Source organism: Mesorhizobium sp. U510 (assembly GCF_059180695.1).
Map to the genome: position 1 here is coordinate 2945970 of NZ_CP180532.1, position 20059 is coordinate 2966028.

Sequence of the window (20059 nt, forward strand, 5' to 3'; positions counted from 1 at the left end):
CTTGCCAGCCGACCGGCCGTTTGGGCTTGCACTCGGCCTGATGGAACATTTCAATGTCGCGAGAATGCTGCGCATCGCTGACCGCCATTGGCTTTCAGACGCCTTCCTTCTTGTTGGTGAGACCGTGGACCAGCAGCATGACCAGGATGATCGCGCCGAAGATCATCTCGCGCGCTGCAGGGGGCATTTGCATAACCGACAGGATCGACGACAGAAGCGTGATGAAGATCGCGCCGGCGAATGTGCCGATATAGTTCCCTCGGCCGCCCTGAATCGAGGTCCCCCCAATCACCACGGCCGAGATTACCGGCATGAGATAGGGGTCCCCCATGCCCTGATAGGCCTGATTGGTGTAGCCCAGCAGGAGGATGGCGCCGAAACTGGAAAACACCCCGGCAAGGACGAAAGTCGCCACCATCACCAGACGAACCCGAGCCCCGGCAAGAAACACGGCACGTCGCGAATTGCCCAGTGCGTAGAGATAGTTTCCATAAACGGTCCGTTTGAGAACCCAGACGGTGATCGCGGCGACCACCAGCCAAACGAGAAAAGCATTGGGGATGCCGAAGGTCCGGCCGGTCGCCGCCTGCGTCGCCAGCCAGGGGACCTCACCGTTGGGACGGCTGTTGCCCGTGTAGAAAACCGCAGCGCCAAGCAGCATGGCGTTGACGGCCAGCGTCCAGACCATCGCAGGCACGCGAAAGACAGCAACACCGATGGCGTTCAAGAGCCCGACTGCAATGCCAAGGCATAGGCCCAGGGGAATTGCCAGGCTGGCGACCAGGGGATTGGAGCTGCCGGAGGCCGAGATGACGACGATCGCCGTGCCGGTAATGGTCCACGGTACCGAAAGGTCGATCTCGCCGAGCAGGATCACCAGCATGGCACCGGTGGCGATGATGCCAAGAAAGGCGGCGATCTGAAGCTGTTGTAGGATGTAGCCAGGTTTCAGGAAGCCGGGATACAAGAGGGAGCCGCCCAACAGCAGAGCGACGCAGCCCAGCCCGATCAGCAGCACCGATACGCGGTCACGGTTGAGCCAGCGGGAGGTGACGGTTCGCTCGGTTGCATCAGTCATCAGCGATACAACTCAAGCCGGCTGCGCACCTGGAAAACGCCGAGCGCGCCGAGTGCAATTGCAGTTGCGAGGATCAATCCCTCGAAGAACGGTTGCGCCAATGGTGGCAGGCCGGAGAAGAACATCAGCGACGAGATGGTCTTCAGGATCAAAGCGCCGATCACCGCGCCGAGGGGGCTGCCAACACCACCGCTTAGCGCAACACCGCCCAACACGACGGCGGCGATCGAGTTCAGCGTGTAGGACGGCGCAATATTGGGATCGCCAGTCAGCGTAACCATACTGACATAGGTGCCGGCGAGAGCCGCGACAAAGCCGCTGCTGCCATAGGCGACGAGCTTAAGCCGGTTCACGCGAAGGCCGGTCATATAGGCCGACTGTTCGGACGACCCGATAGCATAAAGGCCGAGGCCGACGGCCGTGCGGCGCAGAAGCATCAGCAATATGACGAGAACGATGACAAGAATGACCGCCGAGACCGGGATGCCCGCCACTGCATAGGTGAGCGCGTCCGACATTGTCTCATCAATGCTGCCTCCAGGCGTTGGCCTCAGAAGCAGGGCGATGCCGCCGAATATGCCACCCGTCGCCAGGGTCGTGACGATCGGCTGCACCCCTCCGTAGACGACCGCGATGCCGTTGACCAGTCCGCAGGCCACCCCGACGGTCAGTACCACCGCCATACCAAGGGCAATCGACGTGGGAGATCCGTTGAGGAGGAAGGATCCCATCACGTTGGTCAGCGCGATGATTGATCCTACCGACAGGTCTATGCCCTTGACCAAAACGACAAAGAACTGGGCGATCGCGGCGAGCCCAAGCAGCGTTCCCTGGTTCGACCAGATGGTAACCACATAGGTCGAAAAGCCGCGCGGATGAATGGCGATATAGCCAGCGAACAGTATCGCCAGCGCGAGCGCGGCGATCGTTTCCCTGGCATTTTGGCGAAGCCAGGTCATCATGCTTGGGCTCCAGCGTGAAGGTGCACGTTCATCGAGGCGGCTATGAGCGCATCGGCGGTCAGGTGATCCCCCGTCAGTTCCTTGGCCACACTGCCCCGGTAGAAGACGTACACCCGATCGCACAAGTGGATGAGTTCTTCATAGTCGGTTGATTGCAAGATCACGGCCATTCCTTCGGCCGCCAAGTCCGTGAGCAGCCTGTAGATCTGCGCCTTGGTCGGCAGGTCAATGCCGCGGGTAGGGTCCATCAGCAGCAGACATTTGGGCGACAGCACAAGCCATTTGGCCAGCACCACCTTCTGCTGGTTGCCGCCCGACAGCGTCGCGATGGGATCGTCCAGCGAACCGTAGGTCAGGGCCAGGCGTTCGATCAGTTCCTGCAGCCGGGCCTCGCTGCTGCCGTCCAGGTCAAGCAGGCCGAAGGGGGCCCGCCCAAGAACCGCCAAGCGCATGTTTTGCGCAACAGACATGCTGGGGATCAGCCCCTCGGTCTTGCGATCCTCAGGCACGAGCGCCAGACCGATATCGGATTGTTTCACCCTCGGCGGCTTGAGACCATTCAATCGCTTGCCATTGAGCGTGATGCGGCCCGTCACGCCGCGCAGTACACCGAAGACGGCATGCATTATCTGCTGCTGGCCCTGTGCGTCCAAACCGCCGAGCCCGACAATTTCGCCCGCGCGCGCAGCCAGGGATACATCGACAAGCTGGCTTGCCCAGCTCACGTTCGACACATTCAGAACGACCGGCGCCGTGTCAGGCACAGGCGCGCGGCGCGGTGGAAAGAGCTCTTCCAGCGAGCGCCCGATCATGAGGCCGACGATCTCGTCGGTCGTGCGTGCGCCAACGTCGAAGGTCTCGATATGTCTGCCATTGCGGAAGACGGATATGCGGTCGGCGATGGCGTCGACCTCGTGCATGCGATGCGAAATAAAGAGGATCGCGACACCTTGCTCCTTCAGCATTCTGAGGACACCGAACACCGTTTCGACGAGCTCGCTGGTCAACGCTGACGTCGCCTCGTCAAGGATAAGAAGCTTAGGTTTGCGGAACACGGCCTTGGCGATTTCCACAAGCTGTCGTTCCGACAGGGACAGGCCCGAAACGCGAGCGCCAAGCGGGATCGACTTGGCCCCGACAAGATCCAGGGCCTCGCGCGCTTCACGATAAACGCTGCGCTCTATCATCCCCATCCGGGTGCGCGGGGCCGCAAGCACGATATTGTCGCCAACCGAAAGATGCGGCATCAGCGACAGCTCTTGGAACATGCAGACAGTGCCCTGTTCGGCCGCCTCCCGCGGGGAGGAGAAGCGCACCGTCTGCCCGCCGATGGAGATCGTTCCCGCGTCCGGCTGGATGACACCTGCCAACAACTTCATCAAAGTCGATTTGCCTGCGCCATTCTCGCCGAGAATGGCGTGCACGCGTCCCGGCTCGCAGCGGAAATCCACTGCGGTCAGCGCTGGAACGCCGCCATAGGATTTTGACACCGATTTCAGTTCAACATAGCGATCGGCCATGCTTGCTCCGTTGCTGCCGACCTGGCCGGCCTAAACGCCAGCCAGGTTCGGGCCATGGCTCAATTGGCGTTGTCGGCCGTCTGGCCTTTCAGCTCATCGGGCGTGAACACAGGGAAACACTGCGGAAAGCCGGTGGCCGTGTAGAAGGTCTTTGGCAGATCGGGGAAAAAATCCTTGCCTTCCGCCAGATCCGCATTGTTCTTCTGGGGGATTGGCAGGAACACCTTCTGCGGCAGCGCATTGCCCTCCAGCAACACGACCGAGGCCTCCAGTGCCATAGCGGCCAGCGCCGGCGCCTGGGCAGCCGTGATGCCAGGATACTTGCCCTTGTTGACCAGCATGCGCGTGCCGTTGCCGGCATCGAACCCGACCGGGACAACCGGGTGCTTCGCGGCGGCCATCGCCTCGAGTGCGCCAACCGAGCCCTCTTGAACAACAATGCCATCAAAATTGCCGTTGGTCGCAATGGCGTCGGATGTCACTTTCGAGGCCGTGCCCACATCCCAGTCGCCCTCGACCTTGACCACCTTTAGCTCGGGATATTTGGAGAAGACCTCGCTGAATCCCGCTTGGTTGTCACGGTCGACACTGTTGCCCGGTACGCCGTCGATTTCGAGAACCTGACCCGAAACATTGCCCTTCTTGGCCTTGATGCCATCAACCACGGCCTGCGCCTTGATCCGGCCAAGGTCGACCTGATCTTCGTTGATCTGCACGACCTGGTCGGAGTCGAGCACATTGTCATAGGTCACCAGCACCACACCGGCTTGCTTGGCGCGCTTGACCACTGCGTCGAAGGCGGTGGGATTGACGGCATTGATGATCACGGCGTCGTAGCCGGCGGCGATGAAGTTGTCGATCGCCGAGATCTGCGCGGTGGAATCGTTGCCAACCGAAACGATCTTCAGCTCGGACAGCTTGGATTTGATTTCGGGACGGGCGCCCCAGGCCTTGGCGGTCTGAATGGAATTGGCACGCCAATCGTTGCCGACATATCCGTTGACCAAGGCAATTTTGTAGGGTCCGGCCTTCTTCGGATAGGAGATCACCGAGGCACTGTTTGGCGCAGGAGCATAGCAGCCGGGCTTGTAGGTGTCTTGCGCCGAAGCACTGGTGAACATTGCGGTGGATGCAGCCAGAGCACCCAACATCAGAAGCGTCATACGTCTGGTCATTTCACTTTCCTCCCTGTTTCTCCAGCGACGCTGGTTTTCAAACTGAAACTGAACTTTCCTGCGCCGCGGCTACCGCCGCGGAGGCCGAATTCTGGAATGCGTGCATGTGGTCCGATCATTGGGTCTGCTCCTCAACGCCGGTTCAACGAGACGGCAATGATGATGATGGCTCCCTTGATGACCTCCTGGATGCTGGTCGAAAGACCGAGCACGAGAAGACCGAACCCGAGAATGCCTATGAAGATTGCGCCGACGACGGAGCCGACGATTGATCCATAGCCGCCAAAGAGACTTGTCCCGCCTATGATCACGGCCGCGATCACGTCCAGTTCGAGACCCGCTCCCAGGCTGGGATTGCCAGCCGTGGAGCGGGCCGCGAGCATCAGGCCCGCAAGGGATGCGGTGATGCCGCACAACACAAAAGCGAAGATCTTGACGCCGTCCGTGCGCACGCCGGAAAAACGCGCGGCGACGGCATTTCCACCGGTTGCATAAACACGCCGGCCGTAGGGCATCTGATGCAGCAGGTAGTAGCCGGCGGCCGTAAGGACCATCGTCCACCAGATCGGTGCCTGAACGGCCAGAAAACTGCCGTTCCAGAACAGATTCGAAAAATCATCATCGACGATCGACACTGGCCGGGTGCCGGTGATGGTCAGCGCCAGCCCGGAAAAAATGGACAACATGCCAAGGGTCACGAGAAACGATGGAATGCGCAGTTTTGTAACCAGCAAGCCCGACACTGCACCGATCGCGGCCCCGGCGCCCAACACCAGAAGCGCGGCGACATAGGTCGGGACACTTTGATCGAGCAGCAAGGCTCCGATCATGCCTGAGAAGCTGGCAACCGACCCGACCGACAGGTCGATTTCACCGCAGATGATGACGAACGTCATGCCGATCGCCATCACGGAGACGATGGCAGTGATGCGCAGAACCGCGCTTGCGGTCGAGACCGACGCGAAGTGGGGGGCGAACAAGACGAAATAGAGGGTGATCGCCAGAAAGATCACATAGGTGATGTGATCGCGGAAAAAATCCATCGCAGCTAGGCGCATCGGCATCGAGGACGGTTTCATGCTGCAACTCCCTGGGCGCGTGCGCTGCTTTGTCTGGCGGCCTCGGCCTGCAGCAACGCGCGCAGCCCAGCCTCGTCGTGCGCGCTGCCGATGCTGCGGGTTATCAGCCCCTGCGCCATCACCAGAATGCGATCGGACAGATCCAGGAGTTCCTCGAGTTCCGAAGAAATGAGCAGCACAGCGACGCCTTCGCCGGCCGTGCGGCGCACAAGCTCGCGCATATCGCGCTTGGCATTGACGTCGACCCCGGAGGTTGGCTCGTCGAGGATCAACAGCTTCGGCTTCATTGCCAGCCATTTTGCGATGACAATCTTCTGCTGATTGCCGCCCGAAAGCTCCTGGGCTTTCTGCAAGGGGCCGCGGCACAGGATGTTGAGGTCGTCGCGGTATTGTCGGAATAGTGCGGTTATCCGGGCCTTCGCCATCGGCCCAAAGGGACCCGCCAGCGAGAAATCGGAAAGGCGGGGAAGGGAGAGGTTCTCCTCGATCGAGCGCCCGCCGACAAGCCCTTCGAGCCGACGGTCTTCGGGAACAAGCGCGATACCAGCAGCGATGGCCCCGTTGACGCTGCCCGGCCGAACGGATTCTCCCGCGACAGTGATGTGGCCGGATACATCCGGGAGGATGCCGAATAAGGCCTTGCCCAAGGTCGAGCGGCCGCTGCCGACGAGCCCGGCAAGGCCGACGATCTCGCCTGGATCGATCGAGAACGATACGGCTGACAGCTTGCGCGACGTGGCCAGATCGCGGACCTCGAGAGCCGGCGTCCCGACCGGCATTGCCGGCGGGCGTTTCGCAGGCGCCGCCACGGTGGGCAACGACGCTTCGCCCTTTGGCCGCGACATCATCGCAGCGATCTGCTCGATGGATGTGCTGTCCGGGTCAAGCGGGCCAACCAGTCGCCCATCCTTGATGATCGAGATGCGATCCGAAAGCCGCAGCACATCGGCCATGCGATGGCTGATGTAAACGATACCGATCCCGTTCTGCTTTAGCTGGCCGATGGTGCGGAAAAGTGTTTCTTCCTCGTGGATGGTCAGAGACGAAGTCGGCTCATCCATTACGAGCAGCTTGGCGCCGCGCGAGATCGCCTTGAGGATCTCGACCATCTGCCGTTGGGCGAAGGCCAGATCGCCCACACGCGCGGACGCATCGAGCGAGAAGGCGTACCGCTCGATCAGAGCCTGGGCATCGCGAACCATTTTTCTGGCGTCGACGCGCAGGCCGAAGGCGAGCGGCTCGCGAAGGATGAACAGGTTTTCGGCAACCGAGCGGTTCGGCAAGACACTCAGTTCCTGGAAGATCATTGCGATGCCGCGGTCGATCCTCTCGCGAAGCGACAAGGCGGTGACGTCCTCTCCGGCGAACAGAATGCGGCCTTCGTCCGTTCGATAGGCTCCCATGAGGATCTTCATGAGCGTCGATTTGCCCGCACCATTCTCGCCGAGCAGCGCGTGCGTTTCACCGGCCATGACCTCGAACGAAACATTGGACAAAACACGGTTCGCGCCAAACGACTTGCTGATGCGCTGCATCGCTACGATCGCGTTCCGGGACGTTGAGGTTTTGGCTTCGGCCATGACGATTTTCTCGATCGCTTGGTGAGCGTCGGCGGGCAGCTGGGACCCGCCGACGAAAAGTGGCTAGAAGCATTCGCCGTTGCAGATTTTTACCACCGAGGCGGGAGCATCTTCCTTGGTGACCTCCTTGAGGGCACTGAGAAGGTCGAGCTTCTTGACACGCAATGTCGGCACAGAGATGTATGGCGGGACGTCATGTCCAAGCAATGCAAGCGCGGCTGCCTTGGCCTCGGCGACGCCCTGGTCGTAGGGACGCTGCGCGCCTACGGCCAGAAATTCGCCGCGTGCAACGTTCAGCGCGCTGTCCGCGGCAATGTCATTGGTGGTGACGACGATATCGCGGCCGAGTGTCTTTGCCGCGGCCACGACCTGCTGGGCGGGCGTGTCCCAGGCAACGAAAATTCCCTTCATGTCGGGATGCGCCGTCAACATTGCGGTGGCGACCTCGTAAGCCTTCTCCGGCGCCGTGAAGGTGCCGACATCGGCGACCTTGATGTCGGGATGTTCACCGAACGCCTTCAAGGCACCGACCTTGCGGGCCGCGACCGAGTAGTAATAGTCATAAACCAGCGTGATGATGCCGACCTCACCCTTGCCGCCAATCGCCCCGACAAGTTCCTGCGCGGCGAAATAGGCGTTCTTCTCGTTGTCGGAGGCGACGACGGTCACATAGTCCTTGCCCGGCGCCATATCGACCGGGACGTTGTCCATGAAAACCAGCTTGATGCCGGCCGCCGCCGCCTTCTTGTAGGCTTCGGACTCAGACTTCGGATCGATCGGGATCGAGAAGATCACGTCCGGCTTGCGGGCGATCATCTGCTCCAGATCGCTGATCTGCTGCCCGGGCTGGAACTTGGCGTCGGTGGTTCCGACAACTTCGATGCCCAGGTCCTTGAGCGTGTTGCTGATTCCGGCGACTTGCAACTGAGGCCAGCCGGCATCCATGGTGTGCATCACCAGGCCAGCGGTAAATTTTCCCGCCTTGAGCTTGGCAAGGTCCTGATCGGAGAATTTCAGCACATCAGGTGATACCGCCGGCGGACCGTCCGGGAAGCCCGGGACGGGTTGGCCCCTCGGCGACAAGGGCAGCGGCTCGAGCAGGGCTTTTGCTTCCGGTGGAATGGTGTCATCGGCGAGCGCCGACGATGCGGCCAATCCCGATAGCGCCAAGGCCAAGGCGGCCGCCATAAATCCACGATAGTGCATTTCATTCCTCCCGATCAGATGAAACGGCCGCAACGGCCGGTGGCGACCTGGTTGGTCGTACTGGTCGGGCGCTGTTCAGCGCCCGTAAGGCATCAACGCCGCCGTGGCGGCACCCGAGTAATTCACGTAGACCGTCTTCTTGCGCATGTAGCTCTCGAGCCCATGCACGCCGTCGTCACCGCCCAGGCCGCTTTCGCGGAAGCCGACATGGAAACCCTGCAGCATTTCCGGTCCAATCCGGTTCACGTAGATCTCACCGAACGAAACCTCGTTCACTGCGTTCATGACGCGGCCCAGATCATTGGTGAAAAGATAGGCCGACAGGCCATAGTTGCTGGCATTGGTGATGCTGACCGCCTCCTCGAAAGTGTCGAAGGGCATGATCGGCACGACCGGCCCGAAGATTTCGCGCGTCATTATCGGCATGTCAGGCGTGACGTCGGTCAGCACGGTCGGATTGAGCCAGTAGCCACCATCGATAGGCGCCTTGGTCGGGCGCCCGCCTGCGAGAGCAAGCCTCGCGCCGCCCGCGACGGCTTCCGCAAGGACCGCCTCGACCTTTTCCAGCTCGTCACGGCTGACTTTCGGGCCGATATCCGTATTTGCCTGCATCGGATCGCCGACGACGAGCGACTTGGAGAATTCCACGAAGCGTGTGACGAACTGATCGTAAATCGAACGGTGAACGAGCGTGCGTTCGTTGCATATGCAGACCTGTCCACAATTCATGTAGCGCGACGTGGCCGCGGAACGAACCGCCAGCTCGAGATCGGCATCAGCCAGGACGATGAATGGCGCCTTGCCGCCAAGCTCCAGCGAAACAGGCGTCAGATTGCGCGACGCATTCGCCATGATGCGCTTGCCGGTCGGTACGCTTCCGGTCATGGTGATGAGGTCGACGCCGGGTTCGGTGCAGAGCACTTCGCCGATTGTTTCACCTCGTCCCGTTATGACGTTCACCACGCCGGCCGGCACGCCCGCTTCGACAAAGATGCGGGCCATTTCGAGCGCCGAAAGGGGCGTGTCTTCATGCGGCTTGATGACGATGGTGTCGCCGGCGATCATGGCCGGCGCCACCTTGCGGCTGACCAGAGCGCTCGGGTAATTCCATGGAATAATGGCGGCGACGACGCCTACCGGCACACGCTGTATCCAGACCTGTTCTCCCGCGTAGTCCGACGGCAGGATCTCACCTTGAATGCGACGGGCAAACTCGGCGTAGTAGTCGAAGAACTCGGCCGCGCCGCCGACTTCACCGATTGCTTCATTGATCGGTTTGCCTTGTTCCCTGACCACCACCTCGGCCAGATGCCGGGCGTTCTGCCGGATCAGGACCGCGATCCGCTTCATGATCGCCGCACGGGCAAGAGGTGATTTGAGCCCCCAGGCCTTCTGCGCCTTGCGGGCGGCTACTATGGCCTGGCGAGCCTGATCCGGGCTTGCCTCGGGCACGTCGACAAAGGCCTTGCCATTGGCCGGATTGATCACCGGGCGCATACCGGCTTCGCCGGTGACAAACTTCCCGTCGATCAACATGAGATAGGATTTCTTGTCTTCTACTGCCATGGTTCAATCCGCTTCTGCGTGCGTTGCAGGCGTGCCGGCGCCTAAGGGGTGGATTTCGCCGCAGCCATCTGGACCGCGAACTCGATCGCTTCGACCAGACTGTCCTCATTGGCGATGCCCCTGCCGGCGATATCGAAGGCCGTGCCGTGGTCGACGGAGGTGCGGATGATCGGAAGGCCGAGCGTGACATTGACGCCGGAGAGCGCTTTCCACTCACCGGTCGCGGGATCGACGTTGAAGCCGAGCAGCTTCACCGGCACATGGCCCTGATCGTGATACATCGCGACCACGGCGTCATACTGGCGGGCACGCAGCTTGACGAAAACCGTATCGCCGGGAACGGGTCCGAATACCGTAAAATCGGTGGATTTGTAGGAGGCGACGACCGGGGTCGTGATGTCGATATCCTCACGACCGAAAATGCCGCCTTCGCCGGCGTGCGGGTTCAGCGCGGCGATCGCAATGCGGGGATGGGCAATGCCGAGGCCGCGCAATGCCTCGACCGTCAACTGGATTACCCGCCGCAACCGAGGTTCGGTCAGTTTCGACGGAACCTGGGCAAGCGCTACATGGGTCGAGACATGGCTGACGCGAAAATCGCCATGGGCAAGCATCATCACGGAATCGCGGGCGCCTGTCAGTTCTGCCAGCATGTCGGTGTGGCCGGCATAATGATAGCCGGCCAGATTGAGCGCTTCCTTGTTGAGGGGAGCCGTAACGATACCAGCAATTGAACCGGCCTGCGCCAGGCGAACGGCCTTTTCGATCGCCAGATAGGCGAGGCGCCCGCCTTCCGCCGACAAGACGCCTGTCTCGATAGGTGTCCGTTCGGGGCCGGCTTCGAGAATGGCTACCGGCGGAAAAACCCCGGTGGCCGAAGCCGACGGCTGTTCCTCCTCGATGCGCCCGGAAATCGACTCCATCGCACGCATCGCGGTGACGCTGCCGATTATGAGAAGGGACAACGATCCGTCGGCAAGGCGCGGTTTCAGCCGTGCGCATGCCTTTGCGATGATCTCGGGGCCGATGCCCGCAGGATCACCCATTGTGATGCCGAGTCGTGGACCAGACATGAACGCCTCTAATCGGTCAATTGTGATCATCTTCTAATCCTTATAACCATCAATGCGCAATAGTTTTCTTTTGCGGTCATTCGTAATCAACCGTGCGGTGGAAATCCGCATGTTTTTCAACCGCTCCGAGGGGGCGATCCCATATCCCCGGGCTGCTGAACCGTCGTTTGACGTCATTTGACCGGCGCGAATGATCTGCCCCCTATGCCTTTGATCGGCGACGGTCTTGATCAGCGATGGGCTGGAGTCGCGAGCCTGCAGAAGAGGGCGCTGTCGCCGAATGCGCCAGATTTTGAGATTGTGGCCAGCCCCTTGAAAACGCCGGCTTCTATTCTGGAGATCGGAAGCCCCGGCTCGATCTCGCTCTCGACCGTGAGTTCGACGACGCCCAGGCTGGAGCACACCGATCGCAATGTTTCACCGCCGGTGACGAGCAGCGTTCCAGGCATTGGCAAGCCGTCGAGAAGCGAGGCAAACACCTTGCTGATATGATCCGCCACCATTTGGCGATCACCCGATGCGGCGACGGTGACGACCGATGGCGCGCCTCTCTTTATGCGTTTGGCCAAATCCCTTTTCGCTTTGTCGATGTCGCGTTCCACGACGATATGCGCGTCCGCATGGCTGGCGGAAAAGCAGGCCACCTGCGCCATCGTGACTTCGTGATTTGTGCCGACAAGGCCCAGGAACGGGACGGGTAATGCCGGAACAGGCATGTGTGGCGTGCCCACGTGCCGTGCCAGCGCGGCAGCCAGGCCGCCCGTACCAACCCAGAGTGTCCGCGGCGCGCTCGCCGTTGCAACGATTTCGTCCAGGTCCTTGTCCGTTTCGGCGTCGTAGAGTGTGATGAAATGAGCTGGCCGCGCGCCCGGTACCGACCGGCCAGACGAAAAGCGCTGACCCAGGCCGGCGACGATGTCGGGACCTACCATTTCGGGCCTGTCGAGCCGCCATTGACGCCCAAGACGTGTAACGCGACCCTGAAAGGGGAACGCGGGTGCCAGAACAACGCGCTGGTACCCGCCCTCGACGATGCAGGCTTCTATTTCGGCGATGACGTGACCGCGCAAAAGGCTGTCGATCTTCTTGAAGCTCAGCTGTCCGGCGGCAAGCCACGGCGCGAACCTCGAATGTCTCGCGACGGCCGTTGTCTCGGCACCCTCACGTGTGGCGATATCGACAGCCAAACGGCCCGAGAGCGCACGATCCAGTCGCCAGCTCACGCCGACACCGTGGCCTGGCGAGGCGAAGCAAACCGCGCTGTCCAGGGCGCCGGTCAGGTCGTCCGCGATGATCCGGATATCCACAGTCTCAAGAACGCTCAACTGAAGAACCCGAACGGCTGACGCGCACGACGCGGACGTTCACATCGAGCGTCCGAAGATTGGTGAGGTTGGCCTGATCGATGCCGTCATCGGTAATGATCTGGTGGATGTCGGCCAAGCGGCAGATGGTGCAGAAATTGGGAGTGGTGAATTTGGAATTGTCGGCAAGCACGACCACCCGGCGCGCCGCGGCGATCATCGCCTGCTTCATCGCCGCGACCTCAAGCGAGGTCTCCGTGAGCATGTCCCCGGTGATGGCATGAGTGCCCAGAATTGCCACATCGGCGTGGATGGTGCGCAGGAAATTCTCGCCAGGCTGGCCAACCAGAGTCAGAGAACCCGGCTTGCAGGTGCCTCCAAGCATGACGAGGCGTACGCCCGGCACGGTTGCGAGTATCTGCGCGATCGCGAGACTGTTGGTGACGGCCGTAAGCGCGATGGGCGCGGCGGCGATGGCGCGGGCGACTTCCAGGACAGTCGTGCTTGCGTCGAAAATGACACTCTGCCCGGGGCGAAGTTCCGACATCATGGCCGCGCCTATGGCCTCCTTCTCAGCCCTGGCGAAGTGTGCGGCAGTGGCGAGATCTGGCTCGAAGGTGGCGAGTTCCGTGCGTTGAAGCATCGCTCCGCCATGCGTTCGCTCCAATGCCCCCTGCCGTTCAAGCGTCTCGAGGTCGCGCCGTATGGTCGAGGGTGACGCGCCGATGAGATCGATGAGTTCCTGAACGCCGACGGTTCCTTCCCGTTTAAGGCATTCGAGAATGAAGGCATGGCGCTTGGCCGGTATCAGATCGACCCGTCCACGCCCGCCATCGTCTTCCCATGACCCGGCGGACGCCGAGGGCCCGGTATCTTCCACCGTTGATTTTCGAACATTCCTTGCCACGTCCGTATCTCCGCACAGTGAAGCAACGCGCTCGCCGGAATCATGGCGAGCCCAGCATCGCGAATATCACGAATTCATTCGGCGAGCCCACTGGTTTGTCATGGCGATGAGCGAATTCCTATCGCTTTTGGCCTTATTAGAATTATTTTGACTGATTTTGACCATATGTGATAAGCGATGATCGTCAATCATCGTCAATTGGCGCTGACAAGTGCGCAGTTCTTGTCAAAAAAATGGGAATTATGTCAGCGATTCAGAGCGTTTGGGCTCTGTTGCGAACCGGGTTGGAGGAACCATGTCTTTCTTGTCGAAGCTTAGATCGGCCCTTGTCGGCGCCGCTGCCGCGGCCTTCTTGTCAACGGCGGCTGTCGCTGCCGATGAACCCACGGTCGGCGTTGTCGTGCCGACCCTGGATGCGCAATTCTGGAACAGCTATGTCGCTTTCATGAAGAAGGGAGCGGATGAGCTTGGTGTGAAGCTCGTCGTCCTCAATGCCGACAACAAGCCTGACCAGATGGTCAAGTCGCTTGAGGACTTGGTGGCCCAGAAGGTCGACGGCATTGTTTTCACGCCCTATTGGGCCACTGCCGCTCGCGGGCTTACCCTGGCCAAGGAAGCCGACATACCGGTCATCCTCACCGACAGCTATCCGGATTTTTCGCCTCAAACCGAGCGTTTCCCCAATTACATCGCCTTTATCGGGCCGAGCGATGAGGACGCCGGATACCAAATGGCCAAGGCGCTGTTCGCCGCGATCAAGCCGGGGCCTGATGGCAAGAAAGTGATCGGCGTGGTGAACGGCACCGCCGGCACCTCGGTCGCCATTGATCGCCGCAAGGGGCTGGAAGACGCTCTCAAGGAAGCGCCCGATGTGCGCGTCGCCGGCGAAGTCGATGGCAATTTCGTCCGTGATACGTCACAGACCGCATTTGAATCCCTCTTCCAGGGCAACCCGGACATCACCGGCGTCTGGGCCGCGAATGGCGGCACCGCGACCGGCGTGATGGCTGCGCTCAAGAACCATGGGAAAGCGCCCGGCAAGGACGTTATGGTCGTCGGAATGGATCTCAACCCCGAGAATGTCGATGCGGTAAAGTCCGGCGACCTGCTTTTCGATATTGGCGGTCATTGGCTTCAGGGTGGCTTCGCCCTTGTCGCCCTTTTCGATCAGATCAAGGGTATTCCGGTTCCCGCGGGCGCCGACAATGTCAAGCTGAAGCTGCTGCCGCTGACCAAGGATCGCGTTGCGCAGTTCGAGAAGGACTTCCCCGGCGGCGTGCCGAAATATGATTTCCGGCAGCACTCCCGCTTCTACAACAAGGACGCCAAGCCGGCCGTTTTCGAGATGCAGTATAGCAACTGAACGTCCGATTGGGCCTGCCAGCAATCCCACGGTTGCAGGCAGGCTCTGCCTGGCATTTGGGCGTAGTCAATTCATGACACTTGCTGCGAGCGACCTGCGCAAAAGCTACGGCCAGACACGTGCCGTTGATGGCGTATCCGTGGTGCTTCGGCCCGGCATGGTTCACGCCATCGTCGGCGAAAACGGAGCCGGCAAATCGACGACCTTGCGTATGCTTGCTGGCGCAGAACCGCCTGACAGCGGCGTCATGACGTTGGATGAAGCAAGCTACGCTCCACCAAGCGTTGTCGGTGCGGCCGCCCTTGGCGTATCGCTTGTATACCAGGAAATCACGATCAACCGTTCGCTGACTGTCGCCGAAAACATCTTCATCGATCGCCTGCGGCAGTTCGCCGGCCCTCTCGGTTTTATCGATCGCAGGCGTATGGAAGCCGCGGCGCGAGCGATCCTGGAACGGATCGGCGCGCAAATATCGATCTCTGCCGACACAGGCCGCCTCAATCTCGGCGAGCTGAAATGCATCGAGATCGCCCGAGCGCTGTCTACAAATCCGAAAATCCTCCTTCTCGACGAATCCACCGCCTATCTCGATCATCGAGAGGTTCAGGCTGTCCTTCGCGTCATCAGCGAACTCAAGGGGCAGGGGATGACCGTAGCCTTCGTTTCTCATCATCTCGACGAAGTGCTTGCCGTCGCGGATGAATTGACGATCCTGAAGGACGGGCAATATGTCGGAACATATCGGACGAGCGAGATCGAGCCCAATGAAATTCATCGCCGCATGGTGGGGCGCGAGCTCGCGAGAAGCATCTATCCGCCGCGGCCGCCGGGAGATCCAAGCAAGCATGTTGTCTTCGAAGCCTGCGAGGTCGCCGTCGGGCGCGAACTCGGCGGCGTCAGCCTGAATGTGCGTGCCGGCGAAATCCTCGGCCTTGCCGGATTGAAGGGCGCTGGCGCCGAAGCGCTGTTCGCAGCCATTTGCGGCGACTTGCCCTTGCGTGGTGGCTCGATGACGCTTGCGGGTAGTTCATATGCGCCGTCAAGCCCGACTTCTGCCTGGGGACAGGGCGTCGCCTATCTGCCGGGTGACCGGCACAATGAAGGCCTGATCGCCGACTTCAGTATCCTCGACAATCTGGTGATGGCTCGCCCGCCGCATCATGGGCCGTTCTTCGATCGCGCCGCTGCCACTGCCATCGCGGGTGATCTCATTGCCCAGATCGGCATCAAGACACAAAGCGTCGATTCGTCCTGTCGGTCACTCTCGGGAGGCAATTTGCAAAAGGTGGTGATCGGCAAATGCCTGGCTGTTCAGCCGCGTCTGCTCCTGCTCAACAATCCTACGCGAGGGGTCGATATCGGCGCCCGCACGGAAATCTATCGCATCGTAAGGCAGAAGGCGGCGCAGGGCCTCGCCGTGATCCTGTCATCGGAAGACATGCCCGAACTGATCGGTATGTCGGACCGCTTGCTGGTGCTCCGGCAAGGACAAATTACGCATCGCATCGAGACGGCAGCCGATGCCACCGAGCATGACATCATTGGACATATGGCCTGACCATGGAAACGAACGTGACCTCGATCGCCACCAAAACACCGAACGCAACCGGGGGACCTGGCGTCAATGCCAGCCGGTTCGAAGTCGTCAAACGCGGCTTTCCCCTTGCCATGCTTGTCTTGCTCATTGTGACCTTCTCGATAGCCTCGCCACGCTTCCTGACCTTCAGCAACTTTCTCATTGTGCTTCAGCAGGGCACGGTGCTGCTGGTTGCTGCGCTCGGCATGACCTTCGTCATCATGGCCGGTTCAATCGATCTTTCGGTCGGTTCAATTGTTGCGCTCGCGGCATTGGCAACCGCGTGGACAGCTGACAGCCTCGGCGCCGCGGCGATCATTCCCGCCATTGCTGTCGGTGCTGCTGCCGGACTGGTCAATGGCGTTCTCCTGGCCAAAGGCAAGGTGCCGTCCTTCATCGCAACCATGGGCGCGATGGTGGTCTATCGCGGCATCGTGCTGCTTTTCACACGCGGTGCTCCTGTCTCGATCGAGGACGAGCAATTCCTGAATGTCTATACCAACCGGACTTTGGGCATTCCGCATTCCGTGATCATTGGCCTGGTGCTGATGGTCGTCGCGTATGGCATTATCAACAGGACTGTGTTCGGGCGCGAGGTTCGCGCCATAGGCGGTGGGGAACGCGTCGCCATTTTAACGGGCATTCAGGTCGCACGCGTGAAAATCTATATGTATGTGCTTCTCGGGGCCCTGTGCGGCATTGCCGGCCTGCTGCAAGGCGCGCGCGCCATGGCCGCCACCGCTCAACTCGGGGAGGGGCTGGAGCTGGACGTCATAGCCGCGGTGGTGGTCGGCGGAACACCGTTGACCGGAGGTGTCGGCAGTGTTGTCGGTACCATGCTGGGCGTTCTGATAATCACGCTTCTGTCGAATGGAATGAATATGGCCGGCGTCGATCCGTACCTCCAGAATATCGTCAAGGGGACCGTTCTGGTTTGTGCCGTCTTCGTCACCATCGATCGCAGGAAGATCGGCATAATAAAGTAGCAAACTGCGCTCAATGCCATCGCTATCTCGCAATCACGCGAGGCCATACCGGCACCGAACGCAATAGATGCGTTCGGTCAAGGCGCTACGCTCGGCCCGACCATTCCGCTCCGGTCATAACTCCGGGCATCTATCGGTTTCGCCGAGCCGCCCGCCGGCGCGCCGACCGACTGCCGTGACGGTCAAATCAAGTAGCGATGGCTTCTCGCGAATTGTGACGGGAGGCGTCGGAGGCAGATGGAAGGGCGGCCGGCTCGATGGCGTCGACCATCACCAGCGCTGGTGCACGTAGGGTCTGATGTCCTGGTCGTATATGGCCTTCACCTTGCCCATAAGATCATCGGACAATGGCGCAAGCACCGCCGCTTCGGCATTGGAACGCGCCTGCGCCGGATTGCGGGCGCCGGGAATGACCACGCTCACCGCGTCGAACATCAGGATCCAGCGCAGCGCGAATTTCGCCATCGTCGCGTCGCCCGAAACCAGCGGCCGGATCTTCTCGACCGCCGCGAGCCCAACCTCATAGGGCACGCCCGAAAACGTCTCGCCGACATCGAAGGCTTCGCCGTTGCGGTTGAACAGGCGATGGTCGGTGGGCTCGAATTTGCTGTCGGCCTTGAACTTGCCCGACAGCAGACCGCTGGCCAGCGGCACGCGGGCGATAACAGCCACATCGTTCTTCTTCGCCTCGGCGAAGAAAAGTTCCGCCGGGCGCTGGCGGAAGGCGTTGAAGATGATCTGCACGCTGACGACGCTGGGATACTGGATCGCCTTCAGGGCCTCCTCGACACGCTCGACGCTGACGCCGTAATTGCGAATCTTGCCTTGCTCGACGAGCCGGTCGAGGCGCTCGAACACTTCCGGGTGGTAATAGAGGTCGGTCGGCGGGCAGTGCAACTGCACCAGGTCGAGCGTGTCGGTCTCCAAATATTTCAGGCTGCGGTCGATCCAGCCGGTCAGGTTTTCCAGGCTGTAGCCTTCGACGGTCTGCTTCGGCAGCCGCCGTCCGGCCTTGGTGGCGATGAACGGCCGCTCGCCGCCGCGCTCCTTCATCACCCTGGCGATCAGCTTCTCCGAGCGGCCATCGCCATAGACATCGGCGGTGTCGAGGAAGGTGACGCCGGCGTCGAGTGCCGCGTGCAAGGCGGCGACCGCATCGTCGTCATTGACCTCGCCCCAGGCGGCGCCGATCGCCCAGGCGCCAAAGCCGATCTCGCTGACTGATCTGCCGGTGCGGCCGAATTTCCGTGATTGCATCTTGCTGTTCCTGACTGCGGCTTCGCCGGCAATTCCGGCTCTGCGATTCTGATTTTCGGGCAGCCTTATCGCATGGCAATGCGATTGACATCCCCGTCCGTAAGATTTACCAGATTACAGGGTTGTATGACAACCCGGTAAGACTGCAATGATTTGGAGTCGGGAGGATCTCAAATTGAAAACCCTGCTTAAACTGGCCGCCTCGGCGGCCTTGTGCCTTGGCGCGTTCGCTCATCCGGCGTTTGCCGAGGACAACATCGTCAAGATCGGCGTCGTCGCGGCGGAATCGGGCTCGTTCGTGTCCGCCGGCCATACTTTGCCGGCGGGCGTCGGCCTTGCCGTCAAGCAGATCAACGATGCCGGCGGCTTCAAGGTCGGCGGCAAGACCTACAAGCTCGAAATGGTCAAGCGCGACGACCGCACCGATATCGCCACCGCGATCGCCGCCACCCAGGAACTGGTGCGCGACGTCAAGGTGCAGGCGATCTTCGGCTCGGAAACGCATGACTTTACGCTGGCCATGGCCAAGATCACGCAGCCGGCCAAGATCATCCATTTCGCCGGAAATTCGACGCTGGCGAAAATCCTCAACCCCGACAGCGTCAAGCCGGGCGGCGAGGATCACTATCTCTTCCAGTCCGAACCGCAGGAGTTCCAGCGCTCCGGATCGACCGCGCGCGGCGTGCTGTCCCTGCTCGAACCGCTGCTTGGCTTCAAGCCGAAGAAGTCGGTGATGATCGTCGGCAACGATGCCACCGGCCAGTTCCTGTCGTCCTACTACTACAAGGCGCTGAAGGCCGAAGGGCAGGATGTCCCGGACATCATCTTCTACCCGCCGGACACGACCGACTTCTCGCCCTTCCTGACCCGGGCCAAGAGCCTCAATCCTGATATCATCCACTTTTGGTACAATGGCGATTCAACACTGACGGCACTGCCGCAGGCGCTCGAACTGGGCGCCGCTAAGAGCTACTTCCTGTTCGGCGTCGACCCCGGCATCTGGAAGGAAAAGCAGCTTTCGGCTGACGTACCGGTGGCGATGAGCTGCGTGCCGGTGTGCTGGGGCGAGTCCTCCAACCCGAAGGCCAAGGCCTATTTCGATGCCTACTTCGCCGCCGGCGCCCCGCACGGCGTGACCTCGTCGGTGTCGCTGCTCTACCATGACTATGTGCACTTCCTCGTCGAAGCCTGGCAGAAGGCCGACAGCTTCGATCCGGACAAGACGGTTGAGGCGCTGCTCAGCCTCCACCACCAGGGCGTCGTCTCGGATGATCTGACGTTCAATCCGACGCATCAGGTCACCCATGCAACGGAAGTCTGCGCCGCGGCACCTGGCGGGGCCATCTCCTGCGCCATGCAGCAGCCGCCGGCCGAAGCGCCGAAGAGCTAAGCCCCTAATCCCAGGGTTGGCGGCGGCATCAGCCGCC

16 protein-coding genes are annotated in these 20059 nt (G+C 61.0%); 4 read left to right on the plus strand and 12 right to left on the minus strand.

The features are described 5' to 3' along the window. Positions 1–94: 94 nt before the first annotated feature. The 11 genes from ACLGL5_RS15765 to ACLGL5_RS15815 all read right to left on the minus strand — a co-directional run bounded on the left by ACLGL5_RS15765 (position 95) and on the right by ACLGL5_RS15815 (position 13423). Positions 95–1078 carry an ABC transporter permease gene (locus ACLGL5_RS15765; protein WP_038644977.1) on the minus strand — a complete coding sequence of 328 codons (984 nt, stop codon included), beginning with the start codon at positions 1076–1078 and terminating at the stop codon, positions 95–97. Next, on the minus strand, positions 1078–2040 hold the full coding sequence (locus tag ACLGL5_RS15770; RefSeq protein ID WP_051726736.1) for an ABC transporter permease: 963 nt from the start codon (positions 2038–2040) through the stop codon (positions 1078–1080). The genes ACLGL5_RS15765 and ACLGL5_RS15770 overlap by 1 nt, the downstream gene beginning before the upstream one ends. Then, the gene (locus ACLGL5_RS15775) at positions 2037–3560 is read right to left on the minus strand and encodes a sugar ABC transporter ATP-binding protein (protein ID WP_064983476.1); all 1524 of its coding nucleotides are present in this window, start codon (positions 3558–3560) and stop codon (positions 2037–2039) included. The genes ACLGL5_RS15770 and ACLGL5_RS15775 overlap by 4 nt, the downstream gene beginning before the upstream one ends. Positions 3561–3619: 59 nt before the next feature. Continuing rightward, positions 3620–4735: a sugar ABC transporter substrate-binding protein gene (locus ACLGL5_RS15780; protein ID WP_069091502.1), complete on the minus strand. Its 1116-nt coding sequence runs from the start codon at positions 4733–4735 to the stop codon at positions 3620–3622. A gap of 131 nt (positions 4736–4866) precedes the next feature. Continuing rightward, positions 4867–5814, minus strand: coding sequence for an ABC transporter permease (locus ACLGL5_RS15785; protein ID WP_069091503.1), 948 nt, complete (start codon positions 5812–5814; stop codon positions 4867–4869). Continuing rightward, positions 5811–7394, minus strand: a complete 1584-nt coding sequence (locus ACLGL5_RS15790) for a sugar ABC transporter ATP-binding protein (RefSeq protein WP_069091504.1) — start codon at positions 7392–7394, stop codon at positions 5811–5813. The genes ACLGL5_RS15785 and ACLGL5_RS15790 overlap by 4 nt, the downstream gene beginning before the upstream one ends. Before the next feature lie 63 nt (positions 7395–7457). Continuing rightward, entirely contained in the window at positions 7458–8600 is a 1143-nt protein-coding gene (locus ACLGL5_RS15795) for a substrate-binding domain-containing protein (RefSeq protein ID WP_063827323.1), read from the minus strand. A gap of 75 nt (positions 8601–8675) precedes the next feature. Beyond that, positions 8676–10166, minus strand: a complete 1491-nt coding sequence (gene aldA, locus ACLGL5_RS15800; RefSeq protein WP_069091505.1) for an aldehyde dehydrogenase — start codon at positions 10164–10166, stop codon at positions 8676–8678. Between the two features lie 41 nt (positions 10167–10207). Next, complete coding sequence (pdxA, locus tag ACLGL5_RS15805) at positions 10208–11239, minus strand: 4-hydroxythreonine-4-phosphate dehydrogenase PdxA (protein ID WP_196774185.1); 1032 nt, start codon at positions 11237–11239, stop codon at positions 10208–10210. 230 nt (positions 11240–11469) lie between these two features. Continuing rightward, positions 11470–12564, minus strand: a complete 1095-nt coding sequence (locus ACLGL5_RS15810) for a four-carbon acid sugar kinase family protein (RefSeq protein ID WP_038644985.1) — start codon at positions 12562–12564, stop codon at positions 11470–11472. Next, on the minus strand, positions 12551–13423 hold the full coding sequence (locus tag ACLGL5_RS15815; protein ID WP_019856597.1) for a DeoR/GlpR family DNA-binding transcription regulator: 873 nt from the start codon (positions 13421–13423) through the stop codon (positions 12551–12553). The genes ACLGL5_RS15810 and ACLGL5_RS15815 overlap by 14 nt, the downstream gene beginning before the upstream one ends. Before the next feature lie 322 nt (positions 13424–13745). Here ACLGL5_RS15815 and ACLGL5_RS15820 point away from each other — a divergent pair, with 322 nt between their 5' ends. From ACLGL5_RS15820 to ACLGL5_RS15830, 3 genes are read left to right on the plus strand one after another with little or no spacing between them, the layout of a single operon-like run. Beyond that, positions 13746–14813 (plus strand): ABC transporter substrate-binding protein, encoded by a 1068-nt coding sequence (locus ACLGL5_RS15820; protein ID WP_069091506.1) that lies wholly within the window; start codon positions 13746–13748, stop codon positions 14811–14813. Further along, positions 14737–16371 carry a sugar ABC transporter ATP-binding protein gene (locus tag ACLGL5_RS15825; protein WP_494372933.1) on the plus strand — a complete coding sequence of 545 codons (1635 nt, stop codon included), beginning with the start codon at positions 14737–14739 and terminating at the stop codon, positions 16369–16371. The genes ACLGL5_RS15820 and ACLGL5_RS15825 overlap by 77 nt, the downstream gene beginning before the upstream one ends. Before the next feature lie 14 nt (positions 16372–16385). After that, positions 16386–17375: an ABC transporter permease gene (locus ACLGL5_RS15830; RefSeq protein WP_171903269.1), complete on the plus strand. Its 990-nt coding sequence runs from the start codon at positions 16386–16388 to the stop codon at positions 17373–17375. 270 nt (positions 17376–17645) lie between these two features. Here the strand turns inward: ACLGL5_RS15830 and ACLGL5_RS15835 are convergent, their stop codons facing one another. Continuing rightward, positions 17646–18632, minus strand: a complete 987-nt coding sequence (locus ACLGL5_RS15835) for an aldo/keto reductase (RefSeq protein WP_019856601.1) — start codon at positions 18630–18632, stop codon at positions 17646–17648. 175 nt (positions 18633–18807) lie between these two features. Here ACLGL5_RS15835 and ACLGL5_RS15840 point away from each other — a divergent pair, with 175 nt between their 5' ends. Then, on the plus strand, positions 18808–20022 hold the full coding sequence (locus ACLGL5_RS15840) for an ABC transporter substrate-binding protein (RefSeq protein WP_069091508.1): 1215 nt from the start codon (positions 18808–18810) through the stop codon (positions 20020–20022). Positions 20023–20059: the final 37 nt, after the last annotated feature.

Excerpts from the sequence above, each read along its gene's own strand:
- ACLGL5_RS15765 (WP_038644977.1), bottom strand. The coding sequence starts at position 1,078 with ATGACTGATGCAACCGAGCGAACCGTCACCTCCCGCTGGCTCAACCGT.
- ACLGL5_RS15770 (WP_051726736.1), bottom strand. The coding sequence starts at position 2,040 with ATGATGACCTGGCTTCGCCAAAATGCCAGGGAAACGATCGCCGCGCTC.
- ACLGL5_RS15775 (WP_064983476.1), bottom strand. The coding sequence starts at position 3,560 with ATGGCCGATCGCTATGTTGAACTGAAATCGGTGTCAAAATCCTATGGC.
- ACLGL5_RS15780 (WP_069091502.1), bottom strand. The coding sequence starts at position 4,735 with ATGACCAGACGTATGACGCTTCTGATGTTGGGTGCTCTGGCTGCATCC.
- ACLGL5_RS15785 (WP_069091503.1), bottom strand. The coding sequence starts at position 5,814 with ATGAAACCGTCCTCGATGCCGATGCGCCTAGCTGCGATGGATTTTTTC.
- ACLGL5_RS15790 (WP_069091504.1), bottom strand. The coding sequence starts at position 7,394 with ATGGCCGAAGCCAAAACCTCAACGTCCCGGAACGCGATCGTAGCGATG.
- ACLGL5_RS15795 (WP_063827323.1), bottom strand. The coding sequence starts at position 8,600 with ATGCACTATCGTGGATTTATGGCGGCCGCCTTGGCCTTGGCGCTATCG.
- aldA (WP_069091505.1), bottom strand. The coding sequence starts at position 10,166 with ATGGCAGTAGAAGACAAGAAATCCTATCTCATGTTGATCGACGGGAAG.
- pdxA (WP_196774185.1), bottom strand. The coding sequence starts at position 11,239 with ATGTCTGGTCCACGACTCGGCATCACAATGGGTGATCCTGCGGGCATC.
- ACLGL5_RS15820 (WP_069091506.1), top strand. The coding sequence starts at position 13,746 with ATGTCTTTCTTGTCGAAGCTTAGATCGGCCCTTGTCGGCGCCGCTGCC.
- ACLGL5_RS15825 (WP_494372933.1), top strand. The coding sequence starts at position 14,737 with ATGATTTCCGGCAGCACTCCCGCTTCTACAACAAGGACGCCAAGCCGG.
- ACLGL5_RS15835 (WP_019856601.1), bottom strand. The coding sequence starts at position 18,632 with ATGCAATCACGGAAATTCGGCCGCACCGGCAGATCAGTCAGCGAGATC.